Source organism: Microbacterium sp. DWRC1-3, from assembly GCF_049896645.1.
In the GTDB taxonomy this organism is placed as follows: Bacteria; Actinomycetota; Actinomycetes; order Actinomycetales; family Microbacteriaceae; genus Microbacterium; species Microbacterium maritypicum.
The window spans coordinates 187,505-212,822 of sequence record NZ_JAFCUS010000002.1 but is presented as its reverse complement, the minus strand read 5'-3'; the positions used below and the strand labels follow the sequence as shown (position 1 = coordinate 212,822).

Sequence of the window (25,318 nt, the reverse complement as noted above, 5' to 3'; positions counted from 1 at the left end):
ACCCTCATCGATGTTTGCGCTATCACAATATGCGCACGATGGCCTTAAGATCAAGGCTTTTCACCGAGCGAGCGCAAACATCTTCGAACCGTTACGGCGGCGAAACCCACACTCAGCACCGAGGCCCACCCTCACAGCCGCCGGTGACGATGGGTCTCGGCGCGGAGGATGGGCCTCGGAATGCGACAGGGCGGATCAGGAGCCGATGAACTCCTCGGTCTCCCCGAACGACGGTTCGTCGCGGATCTCGACCGTCGCGCCGAGGCCGTCGGTGTCGAGCACCACGAGCTCGTTGCGTCCGACCTTCCAGAGCGGCGCCGGCGCATAGAGCGTCTCCTGCGGACCGACCTTCCAGTAGCGCCCCAGCAGGAAGCCGTTCAACCAGACCATCCCCTTCGACCCCCCGGGGAAGGCGAGCCAGGCGTCCAGCGGCTCGGCGATGTCGAAGGACGCGACGGCGACACCGCTTGACGCCTCCGCTGATCGGTCGAGGCCCGGCGCCGCCGTCGGAGCTTCCTGGGGAACCAGGCGATGCGTCCAGCCGTTGACCAGCCGACGACCGATCATCACGCCACGCATGATGCCCTTGCCCTCCCCGGTGTAGGGGCCGTAGTTGATGCGTCCGAGACTCTCGACGACGAGCGTGAGCCGTCCCGCTCCGCCGTCGACGGGCAGAGCGAGGGAGGTCTGGCCGTCACGTTCGAGCACCCCGAGCGCCTGGGCGTCGAGAAACACCACGGCACGATCGTGCAGTCCGTCGATCGTGAGCGTCGCATCGGCGGGGAAGGAGACATCCGCCTCGTAGACGACCAGGCCGTCTTCGGCACCGAGCTCCTCGAACGTGCGCGGGCGCGGCGAGACCTCTCCGGTCACGGGAAGAGTGGCGACCAGCTGCAGCAAGGAGCTTCGCTGCTCGAGCGGTGCGGACGCTGCGGCCTGTCGCCGCGGGTCTGCCGGAACCGGAGGGAGCTCGGATGCGTGGAACGGCGCGAACATCGCCCGCAGCGCGTGGAACTTCTCGTTGAGCGTTCCGTCTTCGCCGATGGGGGCATCCGAGTCGTAGCTGGTGACGGTGGGCTGCAGCACCTGGTCGTGATTCGCCCCGTTCCAGAGGCCGAAGTTCGTTCCACCGTGCGCCATGTACAGGCTCACGGATCCGCCTGCGGCGAGCAGTTCCTCGATCGTCCCTCCGGTGCTCGCGGCGGAGCGCACATGGTGCCGCTCGCCCCAGTGGTCGAACCAGCCGCCCCACAGCTCGCTGCACATGAGCGCATCCCCCTCACGACGCAGCTCCACGGCCCGGGCCACGCCGGTGCCGAACGTGAACGTCGCCATGGCTCCGGGAACGCTGCCGTGCTCGATCATGTCGCCCGTGATGCCGTCGGCGGTCGTGAGCATCTCGACCATCCCGCGACAGCGGAGCCCCTCGCGCAGGTGCGCCAGGTAGGCGGCATCGCTGCCGAACGAACCGTACTCGTTCTCGATCTGGATCGCGACGATCGGACCGCCGTGCGAGGCCTGGAGCGGGACGAGCCGGGGGATCAGCTCGTCGTACCAGGCGTCGACCGCGGCGAGGAAGCCGGCATCGCTGGTGCGCAGCGCCGCGACGCGCCCCGAGAGCCAGGACGGGATTCCGCCGTTGGACCACTCGGCGCAGATGTAGGGACTGGGCCGGAGGAACACGTCCAGGCCGATGTCCCCGGCGAGGCGGATGAAGCGCTCGATGTCGCGCCACCCGTCGAAGCGCACGTCGCCCTCGACGCGCTCGTGGAAGTTCCAGGCGACATACGTGTCGACAGTGTTCGCGCCCATCGCGGCGAGTCGGCGCAGGCGGTCCTCCCACTGGTCGGGATGCACCCGGAAGTAGTGGATCGAGCCCGCGAGGATGCGGTGGGCGACGCCGTCGCGGAGGATCTCCCCGTCGCGCCAGGTCAGGGTGGGCGCGCCGATCGGCGACGCGGCGGCCGGGGCATCGACGGCAACGGAAGAGCCGTCGAAAGCCGAGGCGAGAAGGTCAGGCATAGCGCTCCAAGCACGAGTGTTTGCGTTCACATTATCGCATCACACGACTCGCCGCCTCCTGGATTTACGCCGATTGATCGCTACCATTGAGCACATGTCACCTCGTCGCCCGAGAGACGACCGCGCCCCCAGCCAGGTCGATGTCGCCCAGCTTGCCGGTGTCTCCACGCAGACCGTCTCCCGCGTCATGTCGGGGCAGGACAACGTGCGCCCCGACACCGCCAGGCGTGTGATGGCGGCGGTCGAGGAGCTCGGCTACCGCGTGCACGCCGCCGCCGCCTCCCTCGCCTCCGGTCGCACCCGCGTGCTGGGAGTGATCGTCGTCTCGACCGACCGGTACTCGTCGGCGGCGCTCGGCGTCGGCATCCAGCAGGCCGCTGCGGCGAACGGGTACACCGTGTCGACGGCCGCTGTCGCCGACCATGCGTCGGCCGAGGCGTTCCTGGAGGCCTTCGACCGACTGGAGCGGCAAGGAGCCGAGGGCATCATCCTCGGCGTGCCGGTCGAGCTCGAGAGCCCGGCGATGCGGGCGCGGACCGAGCGCACACCCGCGACCCGGAGCGAGCGCACCTCTCTCGATGAGGACGCCCCGCTCGCCGTCGACCAGAGGGCGATCGCCCGCCTCGCCGTCGAGCATCTGCTCGACCTCGGGCACAAGACCGTCTGGCACGTCTCGGGCGACGACTACTGGACCGAGACGCAGCAGCGCAGCGAAGCCTGGGAGCAGACGCTCCGCGATCGCGGAATCGTGCCGCCGCCGCTGATCCCCGCCGACTGGACGCCCGAATCCGGCTACCGCGCGGGTCGCACGATCGCGGCGATCCCCGAGGCCACGGCCGTGTTCGTCAGCAGCGACGAGATGGCCTTCGGTCTGATCCGCGCCCTGCACGAGGCCGGCCGCAGCGTGCCCGATGATGTGTCCGTGGTCAGCGTCGACGACATCGCCCTCGCCGCGTACGCCTCCCCTGCCCTGACGACCGTCCGTCAGCCCTTCGAGGCGATGGGCCGTGCCGCAGCTCTCCGGGTCATCGCCCAGATCGAGGGGCACGATGCGGTCGGCGACATGCCCTCCACCGATCCTCAGCTCATCGTGCGCTCGTCGACCGCACCGCCGAGATCCGCCCGATAGCCCTCAGCCGCGCCACGCGGCTCGGTCTGCGGGTCGGATTCTTCGGGGTTCACCAGCGACCGTGCCGGCGCTCCCACTCGTCCTCGACCGTGCGACGACGACCCGCGACGATGCCGGCGGGGATCGCGACGATGAGCACGCCCGCGATCACGAGCAGCGGGATCTGCCAGCCCGCGGTCGTCTCGTGCAGCAGCCCGACCAGCAGCGGGAAGGTCGCCGCGATCGCGTAGCCGATGCTCTGCACGAAACCGCTCAGCGCGACGGCGCTCTCCGGTGTGCGGGCGCGGATGCTGAGCAGCACGAGGCTGAGGGGGAACATGATGGCGGTGAGGCCGAAGATGCTCACCCACAGCGGCAGCGCGACGGTCGGGACGAACAGGAGACCGGCGAGCCCGACCAGCCCGCCGCCGACGGCCACGAAGAAGAGCGGACGCGTCGCCTGGAACCGGACGACGAGGATCGGCACCAGCAGCGAGCACGGCAGACCGATCAGCGCGAACAGTGAGAGCAGGAAACCTGCGGTCGCCGGAGTCACACCGCCGATGTCGACGAGCATGGTCGGCATCCAGGCGAACGAGACGTAGGCCATGGTGGACGACGCCCCGAAGACGATCGCCAGCGCCCAGGCGAGCGGCAGCCTCCACAGGCGGGCGAAGTGCCGACGGTTCGCCGGAGCGGTCGAGATCGGACCGGTCGCGACGGCCACCGCATCCTGCACGTCGTCGACCCCGTCGGTGGGATCGGGGACGAGCAGTTCCGTCTTCACCGGCTCACCCGCTCGCGGGCTGTTCTTCAGCAGAAGCGCCACCCAGGGCACCAGCGCGATGCCTGCGACGATGCCCCACATGCCCAGAGACACCCGCCAGCCCAGCGAGTCGGCAACCGGCACCGCGACGAGCGGAGGCAGGAAGGTCGACACCGCCATGGTGGTCGAGTAGATGGTCATCATGACCCCGAGTCGATCGGGGAAGTACTTCTTGACCAGTGGCGGCAGCAGCACGTTGCCCGAGCCGACCCCCGCGAACACCACGGCCGTCGCCGCGAGCAGGGTCGTCGAATCCACGGCGAAGCCGCGCAGGAGCAACCCCAGAGCCATCAGCGTGATCGCGGCGACGGCCATCCGCTCCAGACCGAATCGGCGCTCGAACAGCGGCGTGAGCAGACCGAAGATCGCGAAGCACACCGGCGGCGCGGCGCCGATCAGGCCGATGACGACCGGCGAGACCGGGAAGTCCGCGGCGACATGATCGATCACCGGGGATAGCGAGGCGACCGCCGAGCGCAGCGAGAACGCCACCAGGACGATCCCCACGAGTGCGAGTGCCCGACCCTGCCACAGCGGTCGTGCGCTCGGCATCGTCATGACGTCTGCGACCCCTCCACCCAGGCCAGATACTCATCCGAGACGGTGCCGGTCACATAGCGGCCGTCGAAGCAGCTCATGTCGAGGTCGGTGAGCACTGATCCCTCGATGATCGCCGCCTTGAGGTCTTCGACCTCCTGATAGACGAGGTGGTCGCAGCCGAGCTCCTCGGCGATCTCGGGAATCGTCCGCCCGTGGGCGATGAGCTCGTGCCGCGAGGGCATGTTGATGCCGTACACGTGCGGGTGCCGCACGGGAGGAGCTGCAGAGGCGAAGGTCACCGAGGCGGCCCCGGCATCCCGCGCCATCTGGATGATCTCCTTCGAAGTGGTCCCGCGCACGATCGAGTCGTCGATGAGGAGCACGTTCTTGCCCTGGAACTCGGTCGACATCGCGTTCAGCTTCTGACGGACGCTCTTCTTGCGCACCGCCTGCCCCGGCATGATGAAGGTGCGACCGACATAGCGGTTCTTGTAGAAGCCCTCGCGGTACTCGATGCCGAGCTTGCGGGCGACCTCCATCGCGGCGGGGCGCGAGGAGTCGGGGATGGGCATGACCACGTCGATCTTGTCCATCGGCACGTGCTTGGCGATCGTGTCGGCGAGACGATCACCCATGCGCAGCCGCGACTCGTACACCGAGATGCCGTTCATGACGGAGTCGGGGCGGGCGAGGTAGACGTACTCGAAGGCGCACGGCGCGAGAGTCGCGGCCGTCGCGCACTGCTTGGAGAACAGCTCGCCGTCGTTGGTGATGAAGACGGCCTCGCCGGGCTCGACCTCGCGCACGACCTCGTAGTCGCCGTTCTCGAGCACGAGCGATTCGCTGGCGACGACCCACTCGTCCTTGCCGTGCGCACCGTCGACCGTCGAGGGACGACGACCCAGGATCAGCGGGCGGATGCCGAAGGGGTCGCGGAATGCGAGCAGGCCGTAGCCGGCGATCACGGCGATCACCGCATAGGCGCCCTCGATGCGCTCGTGCGTGCGGGCGACGGCCTCGAACACACGCTCGGGGTCGAGGTCGACGGTCGAGGTCGTGTTCTGCAGCTCGCCGGCGAGCACGTTGAGCAGCAGCTCGGTGTCGCTCGAGGAGTTGAGGTGACGGCGGTCGCGCTGGGCCATGTCGGCCGTGAGCTCACGCGTGTTGGTGAGGTTGCCGTTGTGGATGAGGATGATGCCGTACGGCGCGTTCACGTAGAACGGCTGCATCTCCTCTTCGTTCGAGGCCGTGCCCTTGGTGGCGTAGCGCACGTGACCGAGCCCGACGTTGCCGAGCAGCGCGCGCATGTCGCGGGTGCGGAACGCTTCGCGGACCATGCCCTGCGCCTTGGCGTTGTGCATCACGCCGTTCGCCTCGGCGGTGGCGATGCCCGTCGCATCCTGGCCGCGGTGCTGCAGCAGCAGGAGTGCGTCGTAGATGTCCTGATTGACCGGGGCAGAGCCCACCATTCCGACGATGCCGCACATGGGGTGGTTACTTCATCCGTTTCTTCAGTGGGAGGAGTAGGCGCCCACGAGGCGCACCGCTCCGCCGTCGACGCCCTTGGCGCCCTGTTCGAACTCGCCGGCCGGACGCGCGCCGAAGCCCACGGTCGCGACCTGCCAGGCGGGCATGCCCTCTGCGGCGAGCGCAGCGATGGCGGCATCTTTCTTGTCCTGCGCGATCACCGCGAGGAAGCCGATGCCGAGGTTCCAGGTGCCCTCCGCCGACTCGAGCGAGGAACCTGCGATGTCGCTGAGCACGCGGAAGACCGGGCTGGGCGACCACGTGCCGCGATCGACCTCCGCCCAGGTCCCCTGCGGGAGCACACGGGCGAGGTTCGCCGCGATGCCGCCGCCGGTGACGTGGCTGAGCGCGTGAACGCCGCCGCCGAGCGCATCGATGAGGCGCAGCAGCGGGAGCGTGTAGAGGCGGGTCGGCTCGAGGAGGGCCTCACCCCAGGTGGTACCGAAGTCGGCCGCGGTGTCTGCGTAGCTGATGCCCGCGCCGGTGACGATATGGCGAACGAGGGAGTAGCCGTTGGAATGCAGACCGCTGGACTGCACGGCGAGCACGACGTCGCCGTCCTGCACGCGCTCGGCGCCGAGGATGGCGTCGGCCTCGACCACGCCGGTGGCGGCACCGGCGACATCGTAGTCGCGCGACCCGAGGAGACCAGGGTGCTCTGCCGTCTCGCCGCCGACAAGCGCGGTACCCGTGGCGGAGCAGGCCTCGGCGATGCCGCGCACGATGTCGGCGATGCGCTGAGGCACGACCTTGCCGCACGCGATGTAGTCGGTCATGAAGAGCGGCCTGGCACCCACCACGACGATGTCGTCGACGACCATCCCGACCAGGTCCTGCCCGATCGTGTCGTGCTTGTCGATCGCCTGGGCGATCGCGACCTTGGTGCCGACGCCGTCTGTGCTGCTGGCCAGCAGCGGCCGACGATAGCCGAGCAGCGCGCTGGCGTCGAACAGGCCGGCGAATCCGCCGACACCGCCGAGCACTTCGGGTCCGTGCGTCGCGCGCACGGAGGACTTCATCAGCTCGACGGCGAGATCGCCTGCAGCGGTATCGACGCCGGCTTCGGAATAGGGATTGGTGGGGGAGGCAGCCACACCTCGATCCTACCGTCAGCAGCCGGTCCGACTCTCCGCGAAGTCGGACCTCGGATCCGGACGCCCTCCCCGCCTACGATGGGGCCATGGCCGACAAGCCGCAGTGGCTCATCCGCGAAGACGCGAGCGTTCCGGTGCTCGTCGCGCTCGCGCTGCGGCAGCGCCTCGGGATCAGGGTTCCGGAAGACCTCCCGAGTCTGCGCGAGCTCGCCGTGCGCGCACCGGACGCCGCCGACGCCTCGCCCGCGATCGAGGCGCAGTGGCGCGACTACTGGGACATGACGGTCGAGCCTCGCGCGCATCCCTCCGACGTGCCCCTCGAGCTCATCGACGGATTCGACACCCTCGTCGCGCTGCCTGCCCGCGGCGCGGAGGAACTCGCCGACGCTATCGCCCCGCAGGCCGCGTCCGCCCTCCTCTACGCGCGGGCAGCACACGACCGGTATGTGAACTCGATGAAGAGCCACACCGGCGGCGATGCCTATCGCGCCTATGCGAGTGCGATCGCGGAGTTCGAGCGCGAGGTCGGTCGCCGCGCACACTCGTTCGAGTTGAACGTGCAGGTACTGCCGTTCTCGCAGCGGGGGATCTGGTGGATCGGAGCACTCACGGTGGCGGTGACCGATGGCCTGCGTCGGGACGTCGTGGCGTTCGACGCCGCGATCCGCCCGGTGATCGCCGAACTCGCGTAGAGGTCAGTCGTCTTCGACGACGGTCTCGCGGTCGACTCGCACGACCCGGTCGTGACGACGGGCGAGGCGCTCCATGATCAGGCCGGCGATGCCGCCGAGCGCGATGCCGATCGGAACCGTCCACAGCAGCAGGAAGCCGAACACCTGACCGGGCGGGTAGACGACGTCGAGGGCCTGCGACTCGTCGAAGCTGCCGGTCCAGGTGAGGATGCCGGCCGCGATCACGCCGACCACGACGCCGATGCCCATGAGCACGCCGTACCGCGGCACGCGGCGCACGGTCGCTTCGACGGTCTGGTGGGAGTCGGTGGGGGCCATGCATCCATTGTCCCACCACCGACGGATGCCGCGTACCCGAGATCGGGACGGAGGAACGGCCCTCCCCGTGTCCGCCGCGAGGAGGGCCGTTCCGTGGTGCGCGTCGGCTAGAGCTCGGTCGCCGTGTCGGCGGTCTCGGCCTCGCGGTTGCGGCGGACGATGAGCACACCGCCAGTCGCCGCGAGCAGGATGACGACCAGGCCGCCGACGATCCACGGCCACACCGGGGCGCCTTCGGCGTCAGCAGGCTCGTTCGCGGTGGTCACCACTGCGGTCGCCGCGGAGTCGGAGTCGGGCTTCTCCTCGGCGACGCCGCAGTCGGCGCCGACCGGGATCACGGCGGTGACCGGGTCGAGCTCCTCACCCGCGGCGTAGGTGCCGAACGCGGCCGCACCGGCCTCGGTCAGCGTGGTCGGGATCGCGTCGAGCGTCAACACACCGTCGACCACGGCCGCATCGCCGAGGGGGAACTCTGCGAGACGCACGCCCTTCTGGTCGATGCTCTCTCCGCCCTGCGTGGTGCCGGTCACGTCGAAGACGAGATAGCCCTTCTCTCCGGCGAGCTCGACACCGGCGTTCGCGAGCGTCGTGTTCAGCGCGCCGTCGTGACCGGTGAACGTGATACTCCCGCCGTACGAGACCAGGCCGGCGAGGGTCTTGTCGTCGAACGAACCGGCGCCGTTCTCCCACACGTAGTCGGGGTACCGGTAGGCGACGTCGGTCAGCGTCCAGCCGCCCTTCGCGATGCCCTCGATGTAGGTGCGGAAAGACTCCTTGTAGCCCCACTCGAGCGTGGCGCCCTCGACCGTGCAGACGCCGATCGCGGTCGTGGCCCTGTTCAGCGTGAACGCGAGACCGCGGTTCACCGAGCCCTGGAACGTGAGCGTGTGCGCGCCGTCCTCGAGACTCGCCGGGAGTGCACCCGACCAGGTGGCGACGCCGTTCGCGTCGGCCGTCACGGTGTCGAGCAGAACCGGGGTGGAGTAGACGACGACCTTGATTCCCTGCTCGTTCGCGCGGAATCCGGATGCCGACACCATCGCCGGCCGCCCTGAGGCGAGCGCCGACAGGTTGGCCTCATCGGCGTCGATGCCCTCGGTCGCCGGCGGGGTCGCCGGGAGCGTGGTCTTCGGCTTCACGACCGCCGCAGCCACTGTGCCGCTCGAGCCGGCCGGCGCCGCCGCGACGGAGCCGATCGTGAACGTCACCGGACTCAGCGTGGTGCCATAGCCCGACAGCACGCGGTCGCGTCCCTCGGCGGTCAGCGCCGCCGGGGCTGCCGTGTACGTCACCGCGCCGTTAGCCGCGATGCGCGCCGCATTCGAGAGGTCGAGGGTCGCGAACGGCACCTGCGCACCGCCGCTCGTGACGTACAGCGTCGCAAGGTTCGCGGACGTGATGCGGATCTGCGGGTTCGACACGGTCACATCGAGCACGCCCTGGTGTCCGGTGAAACGCACCGAACCGCGGTACACGACGCTGCCGAGACCGGTGGCGATGTCGAAGTCGCCGCCGACCGTCTGGCCGAACTGGAACTGGCCGCCCGAGCGGGTCGCGCCGTCGGAGACCGCGATCGAGCCCTTGGCGATATCGCTCGTGATGTAGTTCGTGAACGACGAGGAGATCGCCCAGCGGAGGGAGCCGCCGGGAACGTTCGCCGCCGGGGTCGTCGGCGTGACCGGCGTCTCGGGCACCTCCGGCACCTCCACGTCGAACAGTGCGTCCCACTGTGCGGACGTGATGGTCACGCCCGATCGGGCGTAGATCGTGCTCGCATCGGGATTCGAGTGCTGCTTCCACACGATGACCTCATACGACTTCGTGCGGTCGAGGTTCTTCGCCGCCGTCGCGAGATCGACGGAGAAGGCTCCGAACGTGACCTTCTGCGCCCACTGCATCGCGAGGAACCCGCCATCGGCGCTCACGTCTGCCTCGGTTCCTGCTTCGATCAGTGCGACGTATGCGCCGGCGATCTCGCCCAGATTCGTGGCTGCGGCCGCGACGGTCAGACCGTCCTTCGCCGTCGCCGTCTTCACCGTCGTGACGACGGTCGGTCCTGCCGGGAAGAGGGTGTCCCACTGCGCGTCGGTCACCGTGACGGCGCCCCGCGCGTAGATCGTGCTCGCATCGGGCATCGAGTGCTGCTTCCAGACGATGACCTCGTACGACTTCGTGCGGTCGAGCGTGTCGGCGGCCGCGGTCAGGTCGACGCTGAACGCGCCTCCGGTGATGTTGCGCACGTACTGCATCGCGAGGAATCCGCTGCTGCTGGTGACGTTCGCCTCGGTGCCCTTCTCGATGACGGCGACGTAGGCGCCGGTGACCGCACCGAGCTTCGACGCGGATGCCGTGACGGTCAGGCCGTCCTTCGCGGTCACAGACTTCACCGTGGGCGTCACGGCCGGGGTGACGCCGTAGTCCAGGGCGACGCTGCGCTCCTGGTCGGCATTGATCACTCCACCGGCCGCGTAGGTGTAGACGCCGTAAGAACCGGGCGTCGTGGCCGCGTCCTTCAGCGTCAAGGTCGCCTGGAACGTTCCGTCGGCCGCGATGTCGACCCACTGGGCACGGATCGCGCCCTGATACTGCGCAGGGACCTCGTTCAGCACGCCCTCGGCCAGAGCCCACGCCTGCGAGCCGACCGAACGTGTCGACGATGCGGCACCCGTGGACGGCTGCCATGTCGAGGAGAAGTTGCCGAAGACGACGTAAGTGCCCTGCGGAAGGTGCTTAGGGATCGGCATCCCGCGTCCGCCGATGTTCGCGGCCGGGTCGTAGCCCGAGCCCCTCACCACGACCTCGTCACCGGCCTTGAGCGGCACTCCGGCCGCCGGGGTGGTGCCGTCGGCGAGGAACACCTCGATCGCTGCGGAGACCGGGGCGGGCTGCAGGCTCTCCCACTGCGCGTCGGTGACGGTGATGCTCGAGCGGGCGTAGATGGTGCTCGCGTCAGGGTTCGAGTGCTGCTTCCAGACGATGACCTCGTAGGACTTCGTGCGGTCGAGCGTGTCGGCGGCGGCGGTCAGGTCGACCGTGAAGACGCCGCCCGAGATCGGACGCACGTACTGCATCGCGAGGAACCCGCTGCTGCCCGTGACGTTCGCCTCGGTGCCCTTCTCGATCAGTGCGACGTACGCGCCGGTGATCGCGCCGAGCTTGGTGCCGGAGGCCGTGACGGTCAGACCGTCCTTCGCGGTGGCCGTCTTCACGACCGCGGAGACCGTGGGGTTCTCGCTGTAGTTCAGGGCGACGCTGCGCTCCTGGTCGGCATTCATCACGCCACCGGCCGCGTAGGTATAGACACCGTAAGAACCGGGGGAGGCCGCGGCGTCCTTCAACGTCAGAGTGGTCTGGAACGTGCCGTCGGCCGCGATGTCGACCCACTGCGCGCGGATCGCACCCTGGTACTGCGCAGGGACCTGGTTCAGCACGCCCTCGGCCAGAGCCCAGACCTGCGTACCCACCGAGCGGGCCGATGACGCGGCCCCGGCGGAGGGCTGCCATGCCGAGGCGAAGTTGCCGAACACGACGTAGGTCCCCTGCGGGAGGTGCTTCGGGATCGGCACACCACGGCCCTCGGTCCCGAGGTTCGCGGCCGGGTCGTAGCCGGAACCCTTCACGACCACCTTGTCGCCCGCCTTGAGCGCCACGCCTGCGGCCGGAGTCGTGCCGTCGGCGAGGAAAACCTCGATCGCCGCCGACTTCGGGGTCTCACCCGGATCCGTACCGGGGTCGGTACCCGGATCCGTACCGGGGTCAGTTCCGGGATCGGTACCCGGATCCGTACCGGGGTCAGTTCCGGGATCGGTACCGGGGTCAGTTCCGGGATCGGTGCCCGGGTCGGTGGGAACGGTGCCGAACACCGCGTCCCACTGCCCGGCCGAGACGGCGACGTCGCCGCGGCCGTAGATCGTGGTCTCGTTCGGATTCGAGTGCTTCTGCCAGACGAGCACTTCGTACGCCTTCGTGCGGTCCAGCGAGCCGGCCGGCGCGTCGAGCGTGAACGTGCTCTCCCCTCCCGCGACCGTCGGCATGACGAACGCGGCGTATCCGCCGCCGCCGCTGAGCCCGGATTCCGTGCCCTTCACGATGAGGGCCGAGTAGGCACCTTCGACCTCGGGCAGACCGCTGACCTGCACCTGCACGCTCACCCCCGAGGTTCCCGCGGAGGCGACGGCGGCCGTGACCGCCGCGCCGGCGGCGTGCGCGGGCGGCACGATCACGGCACCGGCGGCGACGAGGAGGAAGGAGACGAAAGCGGCGAGCAGCACGCGTATGCGGGCGCTCCCTGAGGATGCTGTGGCTGAGGCGTTCACGGTTCTCCACGGCTCCGGGCGCGCAGAAGAACACGCACGCCGGCGGTGCCGCAATGCGGTCGGGCGAAGGTTGGATTTTGGTTAGGCTTAGCTAAGTAAGCCATCGACCCCGAGCGTAGAGGTGCGCATCATCGCGCGTCAAGTTTTAGGATAGCCTTGCCTAATGCGTCGCGTCTCCGCCCTTATCCTCGTCGCCGCTCTCGCCGTCGGGCTCACGGCGTGCGCAGAGCCGGGGGCCACGGCCGCACCGGCTACCGCCGCGGATGACGACTGCCCTCAGGCATCCGTCCCGCTCGATGCGCTCGACCTGATCGACGACGTGCGCGGCCACACCGGCCCCTCCACAGCCTGCCTCTCGACCCATGCGATCGAGCCCGTCGACGACGACAGCGCTCCGAAGCTGCCTGTGACGGTGACCGACAGCGAAGGCCACGAGGTCGAGATCGCCGACATCGACCGCATCCTCCCGATCGACATCTCGGGCACGATCGCGTCGACCGTGTTCGCGCTCGGACTCGGCGACCAGGTCGTCGGCCGTGACGCCTCCACCGTCTTCGCCGGCACCGAAGAGCTCCCGGTCGTGACCAAGACCGGCCACACGCTCAACGCCGAGGCGATTCTCGAGCTGGCACCGACCGTGGTCCTCACCGACACCACGATCGGTCCGAAGGAGGTCCGTCAGCAGCTGCGCGACGCGGGCATCGCCGTCGTCGTGATCTCCAGCGATCGCCGTCTCGACACTACCGACGAGCTGGTGACCGAGATCGCCACTGCGCTCGGGGTGCCGCGCCGGGGTGAGACCCTCATCGCACGGCTCGACACCTCCGTCGACGAGACGCTCGCAGAGATCGCCGCCGTCGTGCCCACCGACGAGGCCGACCGCGCCCGGATGCTCTTCCTCTACGTGCGCGGCAGCGCCAACGTGTACTACATCTTCGGTGAGGACTCCGGAGCGGACTCCCTGATCGACGCGGTCGGCGGCGTCGATGTGGCGGCCGAGATCGGCTGGGAGGGCATGAAGCCGATGACCGCCGAAGCCCTTGTCGCCGCACAGCCGGACGTGCTGGTGATGATGACGGACGGCCTCGAATCGGTGGGCGGCATCGACGGACTCATCGAGCGGATCCCCGCCGTGGCCCAGACCCCTGCCGGCGCGAACCGTCGCGTGATCGACATGGCCGACAGCGAGATCCTCAGCTTCGGCCCGCGCACCGCCGACGTGATCGGCGCCCTGGCCCGCGCCCTGTACGCCCCCGAGCCCGCGACGTGACCGGGGAGGTCGCCACCCCGACTCCGACGAGGCACCGGGGCCTGCGGTTCGCCCTGGTGACGGTCGGCCTGATGGTCGCTCTCGCGATCACCGGGATCGTGTCGATCACGAGCGGGCAGTACGACCTCTCCCCCACCTCCCTGATCGGCGTGCTGCTGCGCGGGGTCGGGATCGACACCGCGTGGGCGCCGACAGCATCCACCGACTACGGCGTGATCTTCAACCTGCGGATGCCGCGCATCGTGCTCGGCCTCCTCGTCGGCGCCGCCCTCGCCGTCTCGGGCGTTCTCATGCAGGCGATCTTCGGCAACCCGCTCGCGGATGCGGGGGTCGTGGGCGTCTCGTCGGGTGCCGCGCTGGGCGCCGCGGCGAGCATCACGTTCGGCCTGGCGACCTTCGGGATGTGGACCACACCCGCCTTCGCGTTCCTCGGCGGCCTGATCGCGGTGTTCTCGGTGTACTTCATCAGTCGCTCCGGCGGCCGCACCGAGGTCGTGACCCTCCTGCTCACGGGCATCGCGATCAATGCGATCGCGGGCGCCGGGATGGCCTTCCTCACCTTTCTCGGCACCACATCCACTCGCGAGCAGATCGTGTTCTGGCAGCTCGGCTCACTCAACGGGGCCCTGTGGTCGAACATCCAGCTGGTGGCCCCGCTCGTGCTGATCGGGGTGGTGGTCGCGCTGATCGTCGCCCCCGGCCTCGACCTCTTCGCCCTCGGCGAGCGCACCGCCCGCCACCTCGGCGTCAACGTCGAGCTGTTGCGGATCGTGGTCATCGTCACCGTGGCCCTCCTGGTGTGCGCGGCGGTGGCGTTCGCCGGCATCATCGGCTTCGCCGGGCTCGTCGTGCCGCATCTCATGCGCATGCTGATCGGCCCCGCCCACCTGCCGCTCGTGATCGCCTCGGCGCTCGGCGGCGCATTGCTCATCGCGGTCGCCGACCTGGTCGCGCGCACCGCCGTGCCGCTCGCCGACCTGCCGATCGGCATGATCACCTCGCTCGTGGGCGGCCCCTTCTTCCTGTGGCTCCTCGTGCGCACGCGGCGTCGCTCGGGAGGATGGGCATGACCGTGCGGCTGCGCGGAGCGGGACTCACGGTCCGCGTCGGCGAGGGGCGGACGATCCTCGACGACGCGTCCATCGAGATTCGCTCCGGAGAGATCCACGCCCTCGTCGGGCCGAACGGGGCGGGCAAGTCCACTCTGTTCGGCGTGCTCGCGGGAGACGTCATGGCACAGGCCGGTTCGGTCGAGCTCGACGATCAGCCGATCGACCGCGTCAAGCCGCGCACGCTCGCCCAACAGCGTGCCGTGCTGCTGCAGGAGAACACCGTCACCTTCCCCTTCAGCGCAGAGCAGGTCGTGCGCATGGGGCGGACGCCCTGGGCGCGCACGCCCGCGGCTGACGATGACGACGAGCGGGTGTCTGCGGCGATGGCGCAGACCGAGGTGACGGCGCTCAGTGCCCGCGCGGTGCCCTCCCTCTCCGGCGGCGAGCGCGCCAGGGTCGCCCTCGCCCGCGTGATCGCCCAGAGCACCGGCATCCTGCTGCTCGACGAGCCGACCGCCGCCCTCGACCTGAAGCACCACGAAGACGTCATGCGGCTGATCCGTGGGCGTGCGGATGCCGGGATCGCGGTGGCCATCGTGCTGCACGACCTCAATGCCGCGCTCGCGCACGCCGACCGCGTCACGCTCCTCGCCGACGGCCGGGTGGCAGCGACGGGCGCCGCCGCGGAAGTGCTGACGGCGGGCCGGATCGAGCAGGTCTACGGCCAAGCGGTCGACGTGTTCCCGCACCCCGTGACGGGGGTCCCCCTGGTGGTCGCGCGGCGCTGATCCGAGCCGGGCTAGGACTCCTCGCGCAGCGAGCGGATCATGCTCCGGAGGATCTTCAGCGCTCCGGCCTGCTCGTCCTCGCTCATGCCGGACAGCATCCGGACCTCGACCGAGCGGACGGCAGAAGTCGCGGTCGCGAGGCTCTCCCGACCGCGATCGGTGAGGCGGGCGGGGAGGGCTTTGCCGACCGGAGCCTCCGTCGGTCTGGTCACGAACCCGTCCCGTTCCAGCGCCTGGAGCAGCACGTTCATGGACTGCCGCGTGACGAAGGCGCCGCGTGCGAGCTCAGAATTCGACAGGCCGGGCCGTTGCGCGAGCAGTTCGAGGCAGGAGTAGTGGGTGATGGTCATCCCGAGCGGGCGCAGGACCTCTTCCATCGCCGCGCGCAGGGCACTGGACGCCTCCTTGAGCAGGTAGCCCAACGAGGTGTCGAGGTCGATGCCGGCGCGGTCTTGACTCATGTCAGTATTCTGACATAAGCTGACCAATGTCAGAAAACTGACACGGAACGAAGGACTCCCCTCATGCCCGTCACCGGCCCCGATTTCATCTCCCTGCAGGCACGCGATCTCGCCGCCTCGCAGGCGTTCTACGAACACTATCTCGGCCTCGTCCGCTCTCCGGCCGGTCCCCCTCACGCCGTCGTCTTCGAGACGAGACCCATCGCGTTCGCCCTCCGTGACGTCGCACCGGACACCGATTTCACCGATGTAGCCCAACCCGGCATCGGCGCTGCGATCTGGCTCCACGCCACCGACGTGCAGGCCATCCACGACGCGCTCCTCGCCGATGGCCACACCATCGTCGCGGACCCGATCGACGGACCCTTCGGACGGACCTTCACCTTCGCCGACCCCGACGGGTACCGGATCACCCTCCACGATCGCGCCTGACCCACCGTCCATGCTCCGCCCGCAGGGGGCTGTCGGTCACCGAGATCGGCAGACGTGCGGAGCGCGCGATCCCCGCCCCTTCGCGCATCACCCCGACGACGAGCCATCGCGCGAAGCCGTGTCGGTCGGCGACATACAATCACGATGACGGCGACGCGCCAGGCCGAGAATCCGGCGCCGACGCGAGGGAGGGCGAGGATGTTCGGTTCGAAGAAGAAGAGGCAGCGCCTCAGCGATCTGATGGACCAACTCAGGCCCGATCTGAGTCGGGAATCGCTCGGCGTCGGGCCCGCCTTCCCCGGGGTCACCCCGAACCCGCTGCTGAGCGCGAAGGCACGCAGGCGCAAGGCGGAACTGCGCGACGGGGTGCTCGCGCTCGGTGTTCTCGTCGATTGGCGCGAGGTCAGCAGCGACGGCAACCCGCGCGTCGTGCTGATGCTCGATGTGGAGACGGTCGAGGGCACGTCGTTCCGCGGTATCGCCGACGAAGATCTCACGATCACCGCGCTCACCCGGCTCGCACCGGGGCAGACCATGCCCGTGCGATACCGACCGGCCGTCATGGACCACTACGTCTCCCTCGCGCGGGATGCCGACCCCGCCGACGTGCAGCAGGTCACCGACGAGATCGCGCGCGCCAAGCGGGCCTGACCCGCACCGTCGATCGACCGCGCCCGAGTCCGTCAGAAGGCCGACGCCCTCTCCGCCGACCCTGTCCCCACGGTCGCGCTACGGACGCACGGGAAGGACGTCGCTCAGGTCGGCACGCGTGCCGGACGCGTGGATGCGTCCGCCGGACGCGGCATCCGCCCATCGCTCCGCGCCGGTGGAGACGGCCATCCAGGTCGCGGCATCCATCTCGACGACGTTGGGCGGGGTGCCACGGGTGTGTCGAGGACCCTGGATGACCTGGACCGCACCGAACGGCGGCACCCGCACCTCGACACTGTTGCCGGGTGCCTTCTCGTCGAGCAGCTGCAGCAGGTAGCGCACGGCGGTGGCGAGGTCGGTGCGCTGCGGCTTCGCACCCGCGGCCTCCGCGGTGCGGACCGCATCGAGCGCCGTGCGCCCGTCCGCGATGTCGATCTTCCTGGCCATCAGTCCAGACTACGACCGACCGTGCGAGACGAGTTCTAAGCTCGGACGCATGAGCATGCATCCCCAGGGCGCCCGCGCCGAGCTGCTCACGGCCGTCGCCGACCACTCGTGGGGAGTGCGCATCCCCCCACTCGCCGACCCGCAGAGCGCCCACGATGCGGCCGTGCTCATCTTGTTCGGCGTGCTCGATCGCATCCCCGCGTCCACCACCGGCCCCGCCGTCGCACGTGACCTCGACGTGCTGCTGCAGCGGCGCGCGCCCACGCTCTCCTCACATCCCGGACAGGTCTCCTTCCCCGGCGGCCGCGTGGACCCGGGCGATGCCGATGTCGTCGCGACGGCCCTGCGCGAGGCCGAGGAGGAGACCGGGCTCGATCCGACCGGCGTCGAGATCCTGGCCACGCTGCCCGTGATCCCACTCGCCGCGAGCAACCATCTCGTCACGCCGGTGCTGGCGTGGTGGAGGTCGCCCTCGCGGGTCGTGGCGGTCGACCATGCCGAGACGGTCGAGGTGTTCCGCGTGCCCGTCGCGCAGCTGCTCGACCCGGAGACCCGGTTCACATCGACCATCACACGGATGGGGCACACGTTCCGCGGCCCGGCGTTCGACGTCGACGGCACGATCGTCTGGGGCTTCACCGCGATGGTGCTCGACGCGCTCTTCGACGCGGCCGGTTGGACCGTGCCGTGGGACGCCACCGTGGAGCGGAGCGTCGAGCTCTGAGCCGGACCGAAATCCGGAGCGCCACCCTCGGTAGTCTGGACGGGTGAAGATTCTCGTCCTCGGTTCCGGTGCCCGTGAGCACGCGATCATCCTCGCCCTGCGGGCCGAGCAGACGGAGCACGAGATCTTCGTCGCTCCCGGCAACGCCGGCATCGCCCAGGATGCGACCCCTGTCTCGGTCGATCCCCTCGACGGCGGGGCGGTCACCGCATTCGCGCACGAGCACGCGATCGACCTTGTCGTGGTGGGCCCGGAGGCTCCCCTCGTCGCCGGCGTCGCCGATGCCCTGCGGGTGCGCGGCATCCCCGTGTTCGGCCCCGGCAAGGCGGCCGCACAGCTGGAGGGCTCGAAGTCGTTCGCGAAGCGGGTCATGGACGCCGCCGGTGTGCCCACCGGTCGCGCCGTCCGCGCCGCCACCACCGCCGAGGTCGAGAGTGCGTTCGACGAACTCGGTGCCCCGTACGTGGTCAAGGCCGACGGTCTGGCTGCGGGCAAGGGCGTCATCGTCACGTCCGACCGCGCCGAGGCCCTCGCGCACGCCGAACAGTATCTTCCCGCCGGCCCGGTGCTGATCGAGGAGTTCCTCTCCGGCCCCGAGGTCTCCCTCTTCTTCCTGAGCGATGGCGACACCGTGCGTGCGCTCAGCCCCGCGCAGGACTTCAAGCGTGCGCTCGACGGCGACGCCGGACCCAACACGGGTGGCATGGGCGCCTATTCGCCGCTGCCCTGGCTCGCCGAGCAGTTCGGCAGCGAGCAGGCCTTCGTCGAGGAGGTCACGCGCGACGTGGCGCTCCCCGTGGTCCGGCAGCTCGACGCCGAGGGCACGCCGTTCATCGGTCTGCTGTACGCGGGGCTGATCCTGACCCCGGCAGGTGTGCGCGTCATCGAGTTCAACGCGCGTTTCGGCGACCCCGAGACGCAGATCGTGCTGCCGCGGCTGGTCACCCCGCTGTCGGAGCTGCTGTTCGCCGCGGCATCCGGAACCCTCGAGGACCAGCCCGAGCCCGTGTTCAGCGACGAGGTGGCGATCACGGTCGTGCTGGCCAGCGAGGGCTACCCCGAGGCGCCGCAGACCGGGCGGCCGATCGAGGGCCTCGCCGACGCCGCCGCCGTCGAAGGCGTCCGCCTCGTGCACGCCGCGACCGCGAGCCCGGATGCGCCCGGTGGATCGCTCATCGCCACGGGTGGCCGTGTGCTGAACGTGGTGGCCGTCGCCTCCGACTTCCGCACTGCGCGCGACCGGGCCTACGAAGCGATCGCGCACATCCGCCTCGACGGATCGCACTACCGCACCGACATCGCCGCCCGCGTCGCCGAGTAGCCTCCGCGAGCGCACGACCTCCCTACGCAGACTTCCCGTGCACTCGGCGAGTGCACGGGAAGTCGATGCGAGTGCGTGGAGCGGACGCCCCTCAGAGGACCTTCGAGAGGAAGTCCTTCAGGCGCTCGTTCTTGGGCGAGCCGAAGAGCTCTGCGGGCGGGGCCTCCTCGACGACGACGCCGCCGTCCATGAAGACCGTGCGGCCGGAGACCTCGCGGGCGAAGCCCATCTCGTGCGTCACCAGCACCATGGTCATACCGCCGGAGGCCAGGTCGCGGATGACCTGCAGCACCTCGCCGACCATCTCCGGGTCGAGCGCGCTCGTGGCCTCGTCGAACAGCATGATCTCGGGGTCCATCGCCAGCGCACGGGCGATAGCCACGCGCTGCTTCTGCCCGCCGGAAAGGGACGCCGGCTTCGCATCCGCCTTCTCCGAGAGACCGACCCGCTCCAGGAGCGACAGCGCCCGCTCGCGCGCCTCGGCCTTCGTCATCTTCCCGCACTCGACCGGCGCGAGCGTGATGTTCTCGAGCACGGTCATGTGCGGGAACAGGTTGAAGTGCTGGAACACCATGCCGATGCGCTGACGCACCTCGTCGAGCTTCACGCTCTTGTCGGTCAGGTCGACGCCGTCGATGACGACGTGCCCCGACGTGGGCTCCTCGAGCTTGTTGAGGCAGCGCAGCAGGGTGGACTTGCCCGAGCCCGAAGGCCCGATGACCGCCACGACCTCGCCGTCCTCCACAGCCAGGTTGATGCCCTTGAGCACCTCGTTGTCACCGAACGACTTGTGCAGGTCCTGCACCAGGATCTTGCTCATGCGTTGAACGTCCTCTCCAGGCGGTTCGCGAGCAGCGTCAGCAGCGTGATCACGACGAAGTAGATGATGGCGACGATCGTCAGCACCTGGGCCGACAGGTACGTCGAGGCGATGATCTGACGGGAGACGAACGTCAGCTCCGCGAGGCCGATCACGCTGATCAGCGACGTGTCCTTGAGGGTGATGATGCCCTGGTTGACGAACGAGGGGATCATGATGCGGAACGCCTGCGGGAGCACGACCTTCTGCATCGTCTTCCAGTGTCCGAGACCCAGCGAGCGCGAGGCCTCGTTCTGTCCGGGATCGACGGCCTGGATGCCACCGCGGATGATCTCCGTCATGTACGCACCCGTGTTGAGCGAGAGCGTGATGGCACCGGCGACGAACGGGTTGAACGTGAGACCGGGGAACAGCTGCGGGATCGCGAAGAACACGAAGAACGCCTGGATGAGGATCGGGGTGCCGCGGAAGACGTAGACGTAGGCGGTGGCGATCCACCGGAACGGAGCGAACTTCGAGACTCGACCGAAGCCGAAGACGAGCCCCAGGATGAACGCGGCCACGATGGCGACGATCGTCGCGAGGATCGTGAGCCAGAGGCCCTCCATGAGTGCGGGCCAGTACTGCACCGCGACCGAGATGATATCGGTGGGCTGCGTGGACTTCTCGCCGCCGGAGAGATACGTGTCGACGATCGTGTCGTACTCGCCGGACGCCTTCAGGTTCGAGAGTCCCGCGTTGAACTTCTCGATCAGTTCGGGGTGCTGGCCCTTGTTGACCGCGAAGCCATACTCGCCGCCCAGTTCCGGCTGACCGATGAGGCGGAAGCCGGACCCCTGCTGGATGCCGTAGGCCAGCACGGGGAAGTCCTCGAAGTAGCCGACGGCCTGACCGGCCTTGACCGCATCGACCATGTCGGTCGTGTCCTGGTACGGAGTGACCCGGAAGCCGTACTCGTCCTTGTTCTCGTCGGCGAAGGTCTGCCCCTGCGTACCGGTCTTGACGGCGACGGTCTTGCCGTCCAGGTCGTCGAGCGACTGGATGTCGCTGGCTTCGAGCACGCCGAGCTGGACACCACTGGTGAAGTACGGCTCGCTGAAGTCGAAGGCCTTCTGCCGCTCCTCGGTGATCGACATACCGGCCATGACCGCGTCGACCTGGTTCGACTGCAGCGCCTGCACGGCGGCGTCGAAGCCGAGCTGGCGGATCTCGACCTCGAACCCCTGGTCCTTCGCGATCGCACGGAGCAGGTCCATGTCGATGCCGACGAGGTCGCCGTCCTGATCGGTGAACTCGAACGGCGCGAACGTCGTGTCCGTACCGATGACGTACTTGTCGCCGTCGGTCGCGGCGGTGGCGGGTGCGGCTCCGGCGAGGAGCGCTCCGACGGCGACGAAGGCGACGAGCGCGGCAGCACCTGCGGTGCGCACCGAGCGGCGCAGACGGCTCACCGCGGCGGATGGGTTTCGGATCACGACGTGTGCTCCCCGGGTCGACAGCAGCGACCGGACGACCGCCGAGGATCTACCCTAGCTCGCGGCGAGTCGTGTGCCCGAAACGTCGATCCAGTAGCGCCGCACCAGGGGCTGCCCGGCTTCCGGCGCATCGATCACGTCTTCGAGCTCGCCCCCGGCCCCCTCGATGGTGCGGATGGAGCCGATGTTGTCGTCGTCGCAGGTGAGCATCACGCGGTCGTAGCCGTCGGCCTTCGCGGCGCGCAGCATGAGGCGCAGAGCCTCGCGCACGATCCCCTCGCGACGCCTCGTCGGGATCACGGAGTAGCCGATGTGGCCGCCGAAGCGGCGGAGGTGGTCGTTGAGTTCGCGGCGGAAGGAGAGGAAGCCGACGACGTGGTCGCCCTCGGTGATCCAGTAGTAGTCGCACGGCACGTGGCCCTCCGGGAGCACCGCGCCGGGTGTGGCGTACAGCTCTGCGCGCTCGACGAACTCGTCGAAAGCGGCCCGGTCGGGGACGAAACCCTTCTCGATACCCGCGCCGTCGATGTGTCCGCCCTCGAACTCGGCCACCGCGGCGGCCCAGGAGTCGAAGAGGTCGATGCTCGGTCGTGAGAGTGCGATCGTCATCGCCCGATGACACCACATTCGCCGGACCACCGCAAAACCTGTCAGCGACCTCGGAGGAGATCGGCGATGGAGACATCTTCATCGAGCTGAGGCCAGTGGATGCCCTCCCCGACGCCGATCAAGCGCCAGACCGCATGTTCCGCGACGCTCGCAGCGGCTAGTCGCGGGAACCAGTCGAGAGGAACGCTGATCGTGCGTCCGTCCTTCATCCGCACGTGAAGTTCGCGCTCATCGATCACGACGCCGACCGCGACAGCGTCATCCACCGAAGTGCTCATGCCACGCCTCCTCGATCAGATCGCGTCGGTGTTCGATCAACCGACGAAGCAGTCGCAGCTCTCGGTCGTCGAATCTCGTCTTCGCGGCCGATTCTACTGGCCGCAGCCAGAACTTCGCGGTGAATTCCGCCCGCTCCACGTGCACATGCGGGGGCTCCGATCCCTCGTTGCTGTAGAAGAAGAATCGGTACCCGCGCACTCGCATGACCGCAGGCACGGGGTGACGGTCACGTGATCGCCCTCCCTCTCCAGGGCGCGAACGAAGACGATCCCGAGAGGTGCGGGATACACACCTCTCGGGATCAATCGTGGAGGGAGGGTCGTCGACTACTCGGCGCGTGCAGCCACGGGCGCCGCAGCCTCCGTCTTGTCATAGCGGCCGAGGAACAGCGAGGCGATGAGGGCGACCACCATCACGCACGCCGGCAGCAGGATCGCCTGCGACATTCCTGCGGCGAAGCCTTCGGCCACCTGGGGCGGCAGCGTCCCTCCGGTGGAGCCACCCGCCGGCGAATCGGCGAGACCCGGAAGGTTCGCCTCGAGCCGGGACTGCATGAACGCGGCGATGGAGGCCGAGCCGATGACTGAACCGATGGTCCTGGTGGTGTTGTAGATGCCGGCACCTGCACCCGCCTGGCGCGGTGGGAGCTTGCGCGTCGCGGTCGTGGCGAGCGGACCCCACATTCCGGCGTTGCCGACGCCCATCAGCGCGGAGGGCAGCAGGAACATCCAGATCGCGGTGTCCATATTGATCAGAGCCGAGTACCAGATGAGTGCCCCGGCGACGCAGAGCAGCCCCGGGATCAGGATGATGCGCGGATCCACGCGGTCGAGCAGCTTCCCCGCGACCGGAGCGAGAACGCCCGAGAGCACGGCCATCGGGATCAGCAGCAGCGCAGCCTCGGTGGGGGTGAGACCCCGCGCGGTCTGGAGGAAGAACATCATCGGCAGCGACATGCTCGTCACCGTGAAGCCGACCGCGGCGATCGCCACGTTCGCTCCCGAGAAGTTGCGGTCGCGGAACAGTTCGAGGGGAACCAGGGGCTCGCTGCGGGTCTTGGCCTGCTGCAGGATGAACAGTCCGAGCACCACGAGTCCCACGATGATCAGGCTCCACACGGAGATCGGACCCCAGATCACACCCCAGTCGTACTTCTCCCCCTCTTGGAGACCGAACACGATGAGGAAGAGGGCCACAGCGCTCAGCACCACGCCCACGACGTCGAAGCGGTGCGGGTGAGTCGCCAGCTTCGGGACCAGGCGCCAGGCGAGCACGAAGGCGACGATGCCGACCGGGATGTTCACGAAGAAGATCCACTCCCAGCCGAACCCGTCCACGAGCAGGCCGCCGACGAGCGGGCCGACGAGGGTGGCGACACCGGCAGTGGCGCCCCAGAGGCCCATCGCGGCGCCGCGGCGGTCCGGCGGGAACGTGCGGGTGATCACGGCCATGGTCTGCGGAGTCATGAACGCGGCACCGAGGCCCTGCACGGCGCGAGCGACGATCAGACCTTCGAGGGTCGTCGACAGTCCGCACCACAGCGAGGCGAGAGTGAAGACCGCGAGACCGATCAGGTAGATGTTCTTCGGGCCGAACCGGTCACCCAGGCGTCCGGTGATCAGCAGCGGCACGGCGTAGGCGAGCAGGTAGGCGCTCGTGACCCACACGACGTTGTCCAGGTTGTTCGTGTTCGGGTCGAGCGCCGCCTTGATCGCCGGGTTCGCGACCGACACGATCGTGGTGTCGACGAGGATCATGAAGAAGCCGATGACCAGCGCCCAGAGGGCAGGCCACGGGCTCGTGGGCTTGTGCCCCGCGGAGTAGGTGCCGGTCGACGGACCGGAGGTCGAGGGCGCGGACGCCGGCGGGCGGTCTCCGTCACGAGGGGTATCTGTCATTGCTGTGCGGCCTTTCGCTGAGCGCGGTAGCGGTCTGAGTTCTGGAATGCCGAGGGACCCCACGGCAGGACTCGGGTCTCGAGGCGGTCGAGGAGGGAGTCGAGCCAGCCGAGCTCGGCGGCCAGCAGAGCCTCCTGGCGTTCGATCTCGACGAGCACCTGCTCGGGAACGCTCTTCTCCCGGGCCGTGTGGAGACCGTCGCGGTGCCTCGCGTGATCCTCGACGAGGGCGAGGCGCCTCGCCCTCAGGAGGTCGATGACCTCCGGTCGCTCGAGGTTGTGCGCCTCGGCGAGCGCGATACGGAAGTCCGCAGGGCGATCGATGCGGGGCAGCTCGCGCTGCACCCACGTCATGACCGCTTCGCGTCCGGCATCCGTCAGGGCGTAGGTGGTGCGCTCCGGGCGGTTGCCCTCGCGGTCGATGCCCAGCTCGTCGATCAGACCCGCGCGGTGCAGTCGGGAGACCGTGTGGTACAGCGTCCCGTTGGTGATCGTGAGCAGGCGGTCGTCGTGACGGGCGCGCATGAGACGCACCATCTCATAGGGGTGCATGTCGCCCTCGCGCAGCAGCGCGAGCACCATCACCCCCATGGGGGTGAGCCGATCGACAGCGTCCCTCGCCATGCCCCTCACCTCAAATAGTCCATGT

Annotated in this window: 24 protein-coding genes; 9 read left to right on the top strand and 15 right to left on the bottom strand. The window is 69.0% G+C overall.

Going from position 1 to position 25,318, the window contains the following annotated elements; translation table 11 throughout:
- Positions 1-195: 195 nt before the first annotated feature.
- On the bottom strand, positions 196-2,022 hold the full coding sequence (locus ACP699_RS13720; RefSeq protein WP_426171831.1) for a glycoside hydrolase family 35 protein: 1,827 nt from the start codon (positions 2,020-2,022) through the stop codon (positions 196-198).
- A gap of 94 nt (positions 2,023-2,116) precedes the next feature.
- Between ACP699_RS13720 and ACP699_RS13715 the strand changes: the two genes are divergently transcribed.
- Positions 2,117-3,151: a LacI family DNA-binding transcriptional regulator gene (locus ACP699_RS13715; RefSeq protein ID WP_017831332.1), complete on the top strand. Its 1,035-nt coding sequence runs from the start codon at positions 2,117-2,119 to the stop codon at positions 3,149-3,151.
- A gap of 49 nt (positions 3,152-3,200) precedes the next feature.
- On the opposite strand, the gene ACP699_RS13710 is transcribed toward ACP699_RS13715, so the two are convergent.
- Genes ACP699_RS13710 through purM form a run of 3 tightly spaced genes read right to left on the bottom strand, consistent with a single transcriptional unit; the run spans position 3,201 to position 7,117 of the window.
- Entirely contained in the window at positions 3,201-4,514 is a 1,314-nt protein-coding gene (locus ACP699_RS13710; RefSeq protein WP_127481696.1) for a CynX/NimT family MFS transporter, read from the bottom strand.
- The gene (gene purF, locus ACP699_RS13705; RefSeq protein ID WP_017831330.1) at positions 4,511-5,983 is read right to left on the bottom strand and encodes an amidophosphoribosyltransferase; all 1,473 of its coding nucleotides are present in this window, start codon (positions 5,981-5,983) and stop codon (positions 4,511-4,513) included. Before purF ends, ACP699_RS13710 begins: the two co-directional genes overlap by 4 nt.
- A 24-nt stretch (positions 5,984-6,007) precedes the next feature.
- A complete protein-coding gene (gene purM / locus ACP699_RS13700) occupies positions 6,008-7,117 on the bottom strand; it encodes a phosphoribosylformylglycinamidine cyclo-ligase (protein ID WP_426171828.1) in 1,110 nt (369 codons plus the stop codon).
- Between the two features lie 86 nt (positions 7,118-7,203).
- Between purM and ACP699_RS13695 the strand changes: the two genes are divergently transcribed.
- A complete protein-coding gene (locus tag ACP699_RS13695; RefSeq protein WP_055876546.1) occupies positions 7,204-7,809 on the top strand; it encodes a hypothetical protein in 606 nt (201 codons plus the stop codon).
- Positions 7,810-7,812: 3 nt separating this feature from the next.
- Here ACP699_RS13695 and ACP699_RS13690 read toward each other — a convergent pair whose 3' ends face one another.
- Together ACP699_RS13690 and ACP699_RS13685 are read right to left on the bottom strand one after the other, a co-directional pair.
- Positions 7,813-8,127 (bottom strand): hypothetical protein, encoded by a 315-nt coding sequence (locus tag ACP699_RS13690; protein ID WP_017831327.1) that lies wholly within the window; start codon positions 8,125-8,127, stop codon positions 7,813-7,815.
- A 107-nt stretch (positions 8,128-8,234) separates the two neighbouring features.
- Positions 8,235-12,443, bottom strand: coding sequence for an HtaA domain-containing protein (locus ACP699_RS13685; protein WP_426171826.1), 4,209 nt, complete (start codon positions 12,441-12,443; stop codon positions 8,235-8,237).
- 163 nt (positions 12,444-12,606) lie between these two features.
- On the opposite strand from ACP699_RS13685, the gene ACP699_RS13680 reads away from it, so the two are divergent.
- From ACP699_RS13680 to ACP699_RS13670, 3 genes are read left to right on the top strand one after another with little or no spacing between them, the layout of a single operon-like run.
- The gene (locus tag ACP699_RS13680; RefSeq protein ID WP_055869395.1) at positions 12,607-13,713 is read left to right on the top strand and encodes a heme/hemin ABC transporter substrate-binding protein; all 1,107 of its coding nucleotides are present in this window, start codon (positions 12,607-12,609) and stop codon (positions 13,711-13,713) included.
- On the top strand, positions 13,710-14,783 hold the full coding sequence (locus ACP699_RS13675; protein WP_055876538.1) for a FecCD family ABC transporter permease: 1,074 nt from the start codon (positions 13,710-13,712) through the stop codon (positions 14,781-14,783). The genes ACP699_RS13680 and ACP699_RS13675 overlap by 4 nt, the downstream gene beginning before the upstream one ends.
- Complete coding sequence (locus ACP699_RS13670; protein ID WP_426171823.1) at positions 14,774-15,553, top strand: heme ABC transporter ATP-binding protein; 780 nt, start codon at positions 14,774-14,776, stop codon at positions 15,551-15,553. The genes ACP699_RS13675 and ACP699_RS13670 overlap by 10 nt, the downstream gene beginning before the upstream one ends.
- 11 nt (positions 15,554-15,564) lie before the next feature.
- On the opposite strand, the gene ACP699_RS13665 is transcribed toward ACP699_RS13670, so the two are convergent.
- The gene (locus ACP699_RS13665) at positions 15,565-16,014 is read right to left on the bottom strand and encodes a MarR family winged helix-turn-helix transcriptional regulator (protein WP_426171821.1); all 450 of its coding nucleotides are present in this window, start codon (positions 16,012-16,014) and stop codon (positions 15,565-15,567) included.
- Between the two features lie 63 nt (positions 16,015-16,077).
- Here ACP699_RS13665 and ACP699_RS13660 point away from each other — a divergent pair, with 63 nt between their 5' ends.
- Positions 16,078-16,446, top strand: coding sequence for a VOC family protein (locus tag ACP699_RS13660; protein ID WP_055876529.1), 369 nt, complete (start codon positions 16,078-16,080; stop codon positions 16,444-16,446).
- A 144-nt stretch (positions 16,447-16,590) separates the two neighbouring features.
- Positions 16,591-17,097, top strand: a complete 507-nt coding sequence (locus ACP699_RS13655; protein ID WP_426171819.1) for a hypothetical protein — start codon at positions 16,591-16,593, stop codon at positions 17,095-17,097.
- Between the two features lie 78 nt (positions 17,098-17,175).
- Here ACP699_RS13655 and ACP699_RS13650 read toward each other — a convergent pair whose 3' ends face one another.
- Positions 17,176-17,544 carry a sterol carrier family protein gene (locus ACP699_RS13650; protein ID WP_426171817.1) on the bottom strand — a complete coding sequence of 123 codons (369 nt, stop codon included), beginning with the start codon at positions 17,542-17,544 and terminating at the stop codon, positions 17,176-17,178.
- 49 nt (positions 17,545-17,593) lie between these two features.
- Here ACP699_RS13650 and ACP699_RS13645 point away from each other — a divergent pair, with 49 nt between their 5' ends.
- Complete coding sequence (locus ACP699_RS13645) at positions 17,594-18,268, top strand: NUDIX hydrolase (protein WP_426171815.1); 675 nt, start codon at positions 17,594-17,596, stop codon at positions 18,266-18,268.
- Between the two features lie 43 nt (positions 18,269-18,311).
- Entirely contained in the window at positions 18,312-19,589 is a 1,278-nt protein-coding gene (gene purD / locus ACP699_RS13640) for a phosphoribosylamine--glycine ligase (RefSeq protein ID WP_055869373.1), read from the top strand.
- A 91-nt stretch (positions 19,590-19,680) separates the two neighbouring features.
- Here purD and ACP699_RS13635 read toward each other — a convergent pair whose 3' ends face one another.
- From ACP699_RS13635 to ACP699_RS13605, 7 genes are all read right to left on the bottom strand, one after another.
- The gene (locus ACP699_RS13635; protein WP_017831317.1) at positions 19,681-20,409 is read right to left on the bottom strand and encodes an amino acid ABC transporter ATP-binding protein; all 729 of its coding nucleotides are present in this window, start codon (positions 20,407-20,409) and stop codon (positions 19,681-19,683) included.
- Complete coding sequence (locus ACP699_RS13630) at positions 20,406-21,884, bottom strand: amino acid ABC transporter substrate-binding protein/permease (RefSeq protein ID WP_127481686.1); 1,479 nt, start codon at positions 21,882-21,884, stop codon at positions 20,406-20,408. The genes ACP699_RS13635 and ACP699_RS13630 overlap by 4 nt, the downstream gene beginning before the upstream one ends.
- A gap of 54 nt (positions 21,885-21,938) precedes the next feature.
- On the bottom strand, positions 21,939-22,493 hold the full coding sequence (locus ACP699_RS13625; protein ID WP_055876516.1) for a GNAT family N-acetyltransferase: 555 nt from the start codon (positions 22,491-22,493) through the stop codon (positions 21,939-21,941).
- A gap of 41 nt (positions 22,494-22,534) precedes the next feature.
- The gene (locus tag ACP699_RS13620; protein WP_426171811.1) at positions 22,535-22,771 is read right to left on the bottom strand and encodes a DUF2442 domain-containing protein; all 237 of its coding nucleotides are present in this window, start codon (positions 22,769-22,771) and stop codon (positions 22,535-22,537) included.
- Positions 22,752-22,988 carry a DUF4160 domain-containing protein gene (locus ACP699_RS13615; protein WP_055876512.1) on the bottom strand — a complete coding sequence of 79 codons (237 nt, stop codon included), beginning with the start codon at positions 22,986-22,988 and terminating at the stop codon, positions 22,752-22,754. The genes ACP699_RS13620 and ACP699_RS13615 overlap by 20 nt, the downstream gene beginning before the upstream one ends.
- A gap of 110 nt (positions 22,989-23,098) precedes the next feature.
- Entirely contained in the window at positions 23,099-24,670 is a 1,572-nt protein-coding gene (locus tag ACP699_RS13610) for an MFS transporter (RefSeq protein ID WP_288969587.1), read from the bottom strand.
- Positions 24,667-25,293, bottom strand: a complete 627-nt coding sequence (locus ACP699_RS13605) for a PadR family transcriptional regulator (RefSeq protein ID WP_426171809.1) — start codon at positions 25,291-25,293, stop codon at positions 24,667-24,669. The genes ACP699_RS13610 and ACP699_RS13605 overlap by 4 nt, the downstream gene beginning before the upstream one ends.
- Positions 25,294-25,318: the final 25 nt, after the last annotated feature.

Excerpts from the sequence above, each read along its gene's own strand:
- ACP699_RS13715 (WP_017831332.1), top strand. The coding sequence starts at position 2,117 with ATGTCACCTCGTCGCCCGAGAGACGACCGCGCCCCCAGCCAGGTCGAT.
- ACP699_RS13605 (WP_426171809.1), bottom strand. The coding sequence starts at position 25,293 with ATGGCGAGGGACGCTGTCGATCGGCTCACCCCCATGGGGGTGATGGTG.
- ACP699_RS13720 (WP_426171831.1), bottom strand. The coding sequence starts at position 2,022 with ATGCCTGACCTTCTCGCCTCGGCTTTCGACGGCTCTTCCGTTGCCGTC.
- ACP699_RS13655 (WP_426171819.1), top strand. The coding sequence starts at position 16,591 with ATGACGGCGACGCGCCAGGCCGAGAATCCGGCGCCGACGCGAGGGAGG.
- ACP699_RS13610 (WP_288969587.1), bottom strand. The coding sequence starts at position 24,670 with ATGACAGATACCCCTCGTGACGGAGACCGCCCGCCGGCGTCCGCGCCC.
- ACP699_RS13665 (WP_426171821.1), bottom strand. The coding sequence starts at position 16,014 with ATGAGTCAAGACCGCGCCGGCATCGACCTCGACACCTCGTTGGGCTAC.
- ACP699_RS13710 (WP_127481696.1), bottom strand. The coding sequence starts at position 4,514 with ATGACGATGCCGAGCGCACGACCGCTGTGGCAGGGTCGGGCACTCGCA.
- ACP699_RS13650 (WP_426171817.1), bottom strand. The coding sequence starts at position 17,544 with ATGGCCAGGAAGATCGACATCGCGGACGGGCGCACGGCGCTCGATGCG.
- ACP699_RS13645 (WP_426171815.1), top strand. The coding sequence starts at position 17,594 with ATGAGCATGCATCCCCAGGGCGCCCGCGCCGAGCTGCTCACGGCCGTC.
- purF (WP_017831330.1), bottom strand. The coding sequence starts at position 5,983 with ATGTGCGGCATCGTCGGAATGGTGGGCTCTGCCCCGGTCAATCAGGAC.
- ACP699_RS13625 (WP_055876516.1), bottom strand. The coding sequence starts at position 22,493 with ATGACGATCGCACTCTCACGACCGAGCATCGACCTCTTCGACTCCTGG.
- ACP699_RS13690 (WP_017831327.1), bottom strand. The coding sequence starts at position 8,127 with ATGGCCCCCACCGACTCCCACCAGACCGTCGAAGCGACCGTGCGCCGC.
- ACP699_RS13670 (WP_426171823.1), top strand. The coding sequence starts at position 14,774 with ATGGGCATGACCGTGCGGCTGCGCGGAGCGGGACTCACGGTCCGCGTC.
- ACP699_RS13635 (WP_017831317.1), bottom strand. The coding sequence starts at position 20,409 with ATGAGCAAGATCCTGGTGCAGGACCTGCACAAGTCGTTCGGTGACAAC.
- ACP699_RS13695 (WP_055876546.1), top strand. The coding sequence starts at position 7,204 with ATGGCCGACAAGCCGCAGTGGCTCATCCGCGAAGACGCGAGCGTTCCG.
- ACP699_RS13620 (WP_426171811.1), bottom strand. The coding sequence starts at position 22,771 with ATGAGCACTTCGGTGGATGACGCTGTCGCGGTCGGCGTCGTGATCGAT.
- ACP699_RS13680 (WP_055869395.1), top strand. The coding sequence starts at position 12,607 with ATGCGTCGCGTCTCCGCCCTTATCCTCGTCGCCGCTCTCGCCGTCGGG.
- ACP699_RS13660 (WP_055876529.1), top strand. The coding sequence starts at position 16,078 with ATGCCCGTCACCGGCCCCGATTTCATCTCCCTGCAGGCACGCGATCTC.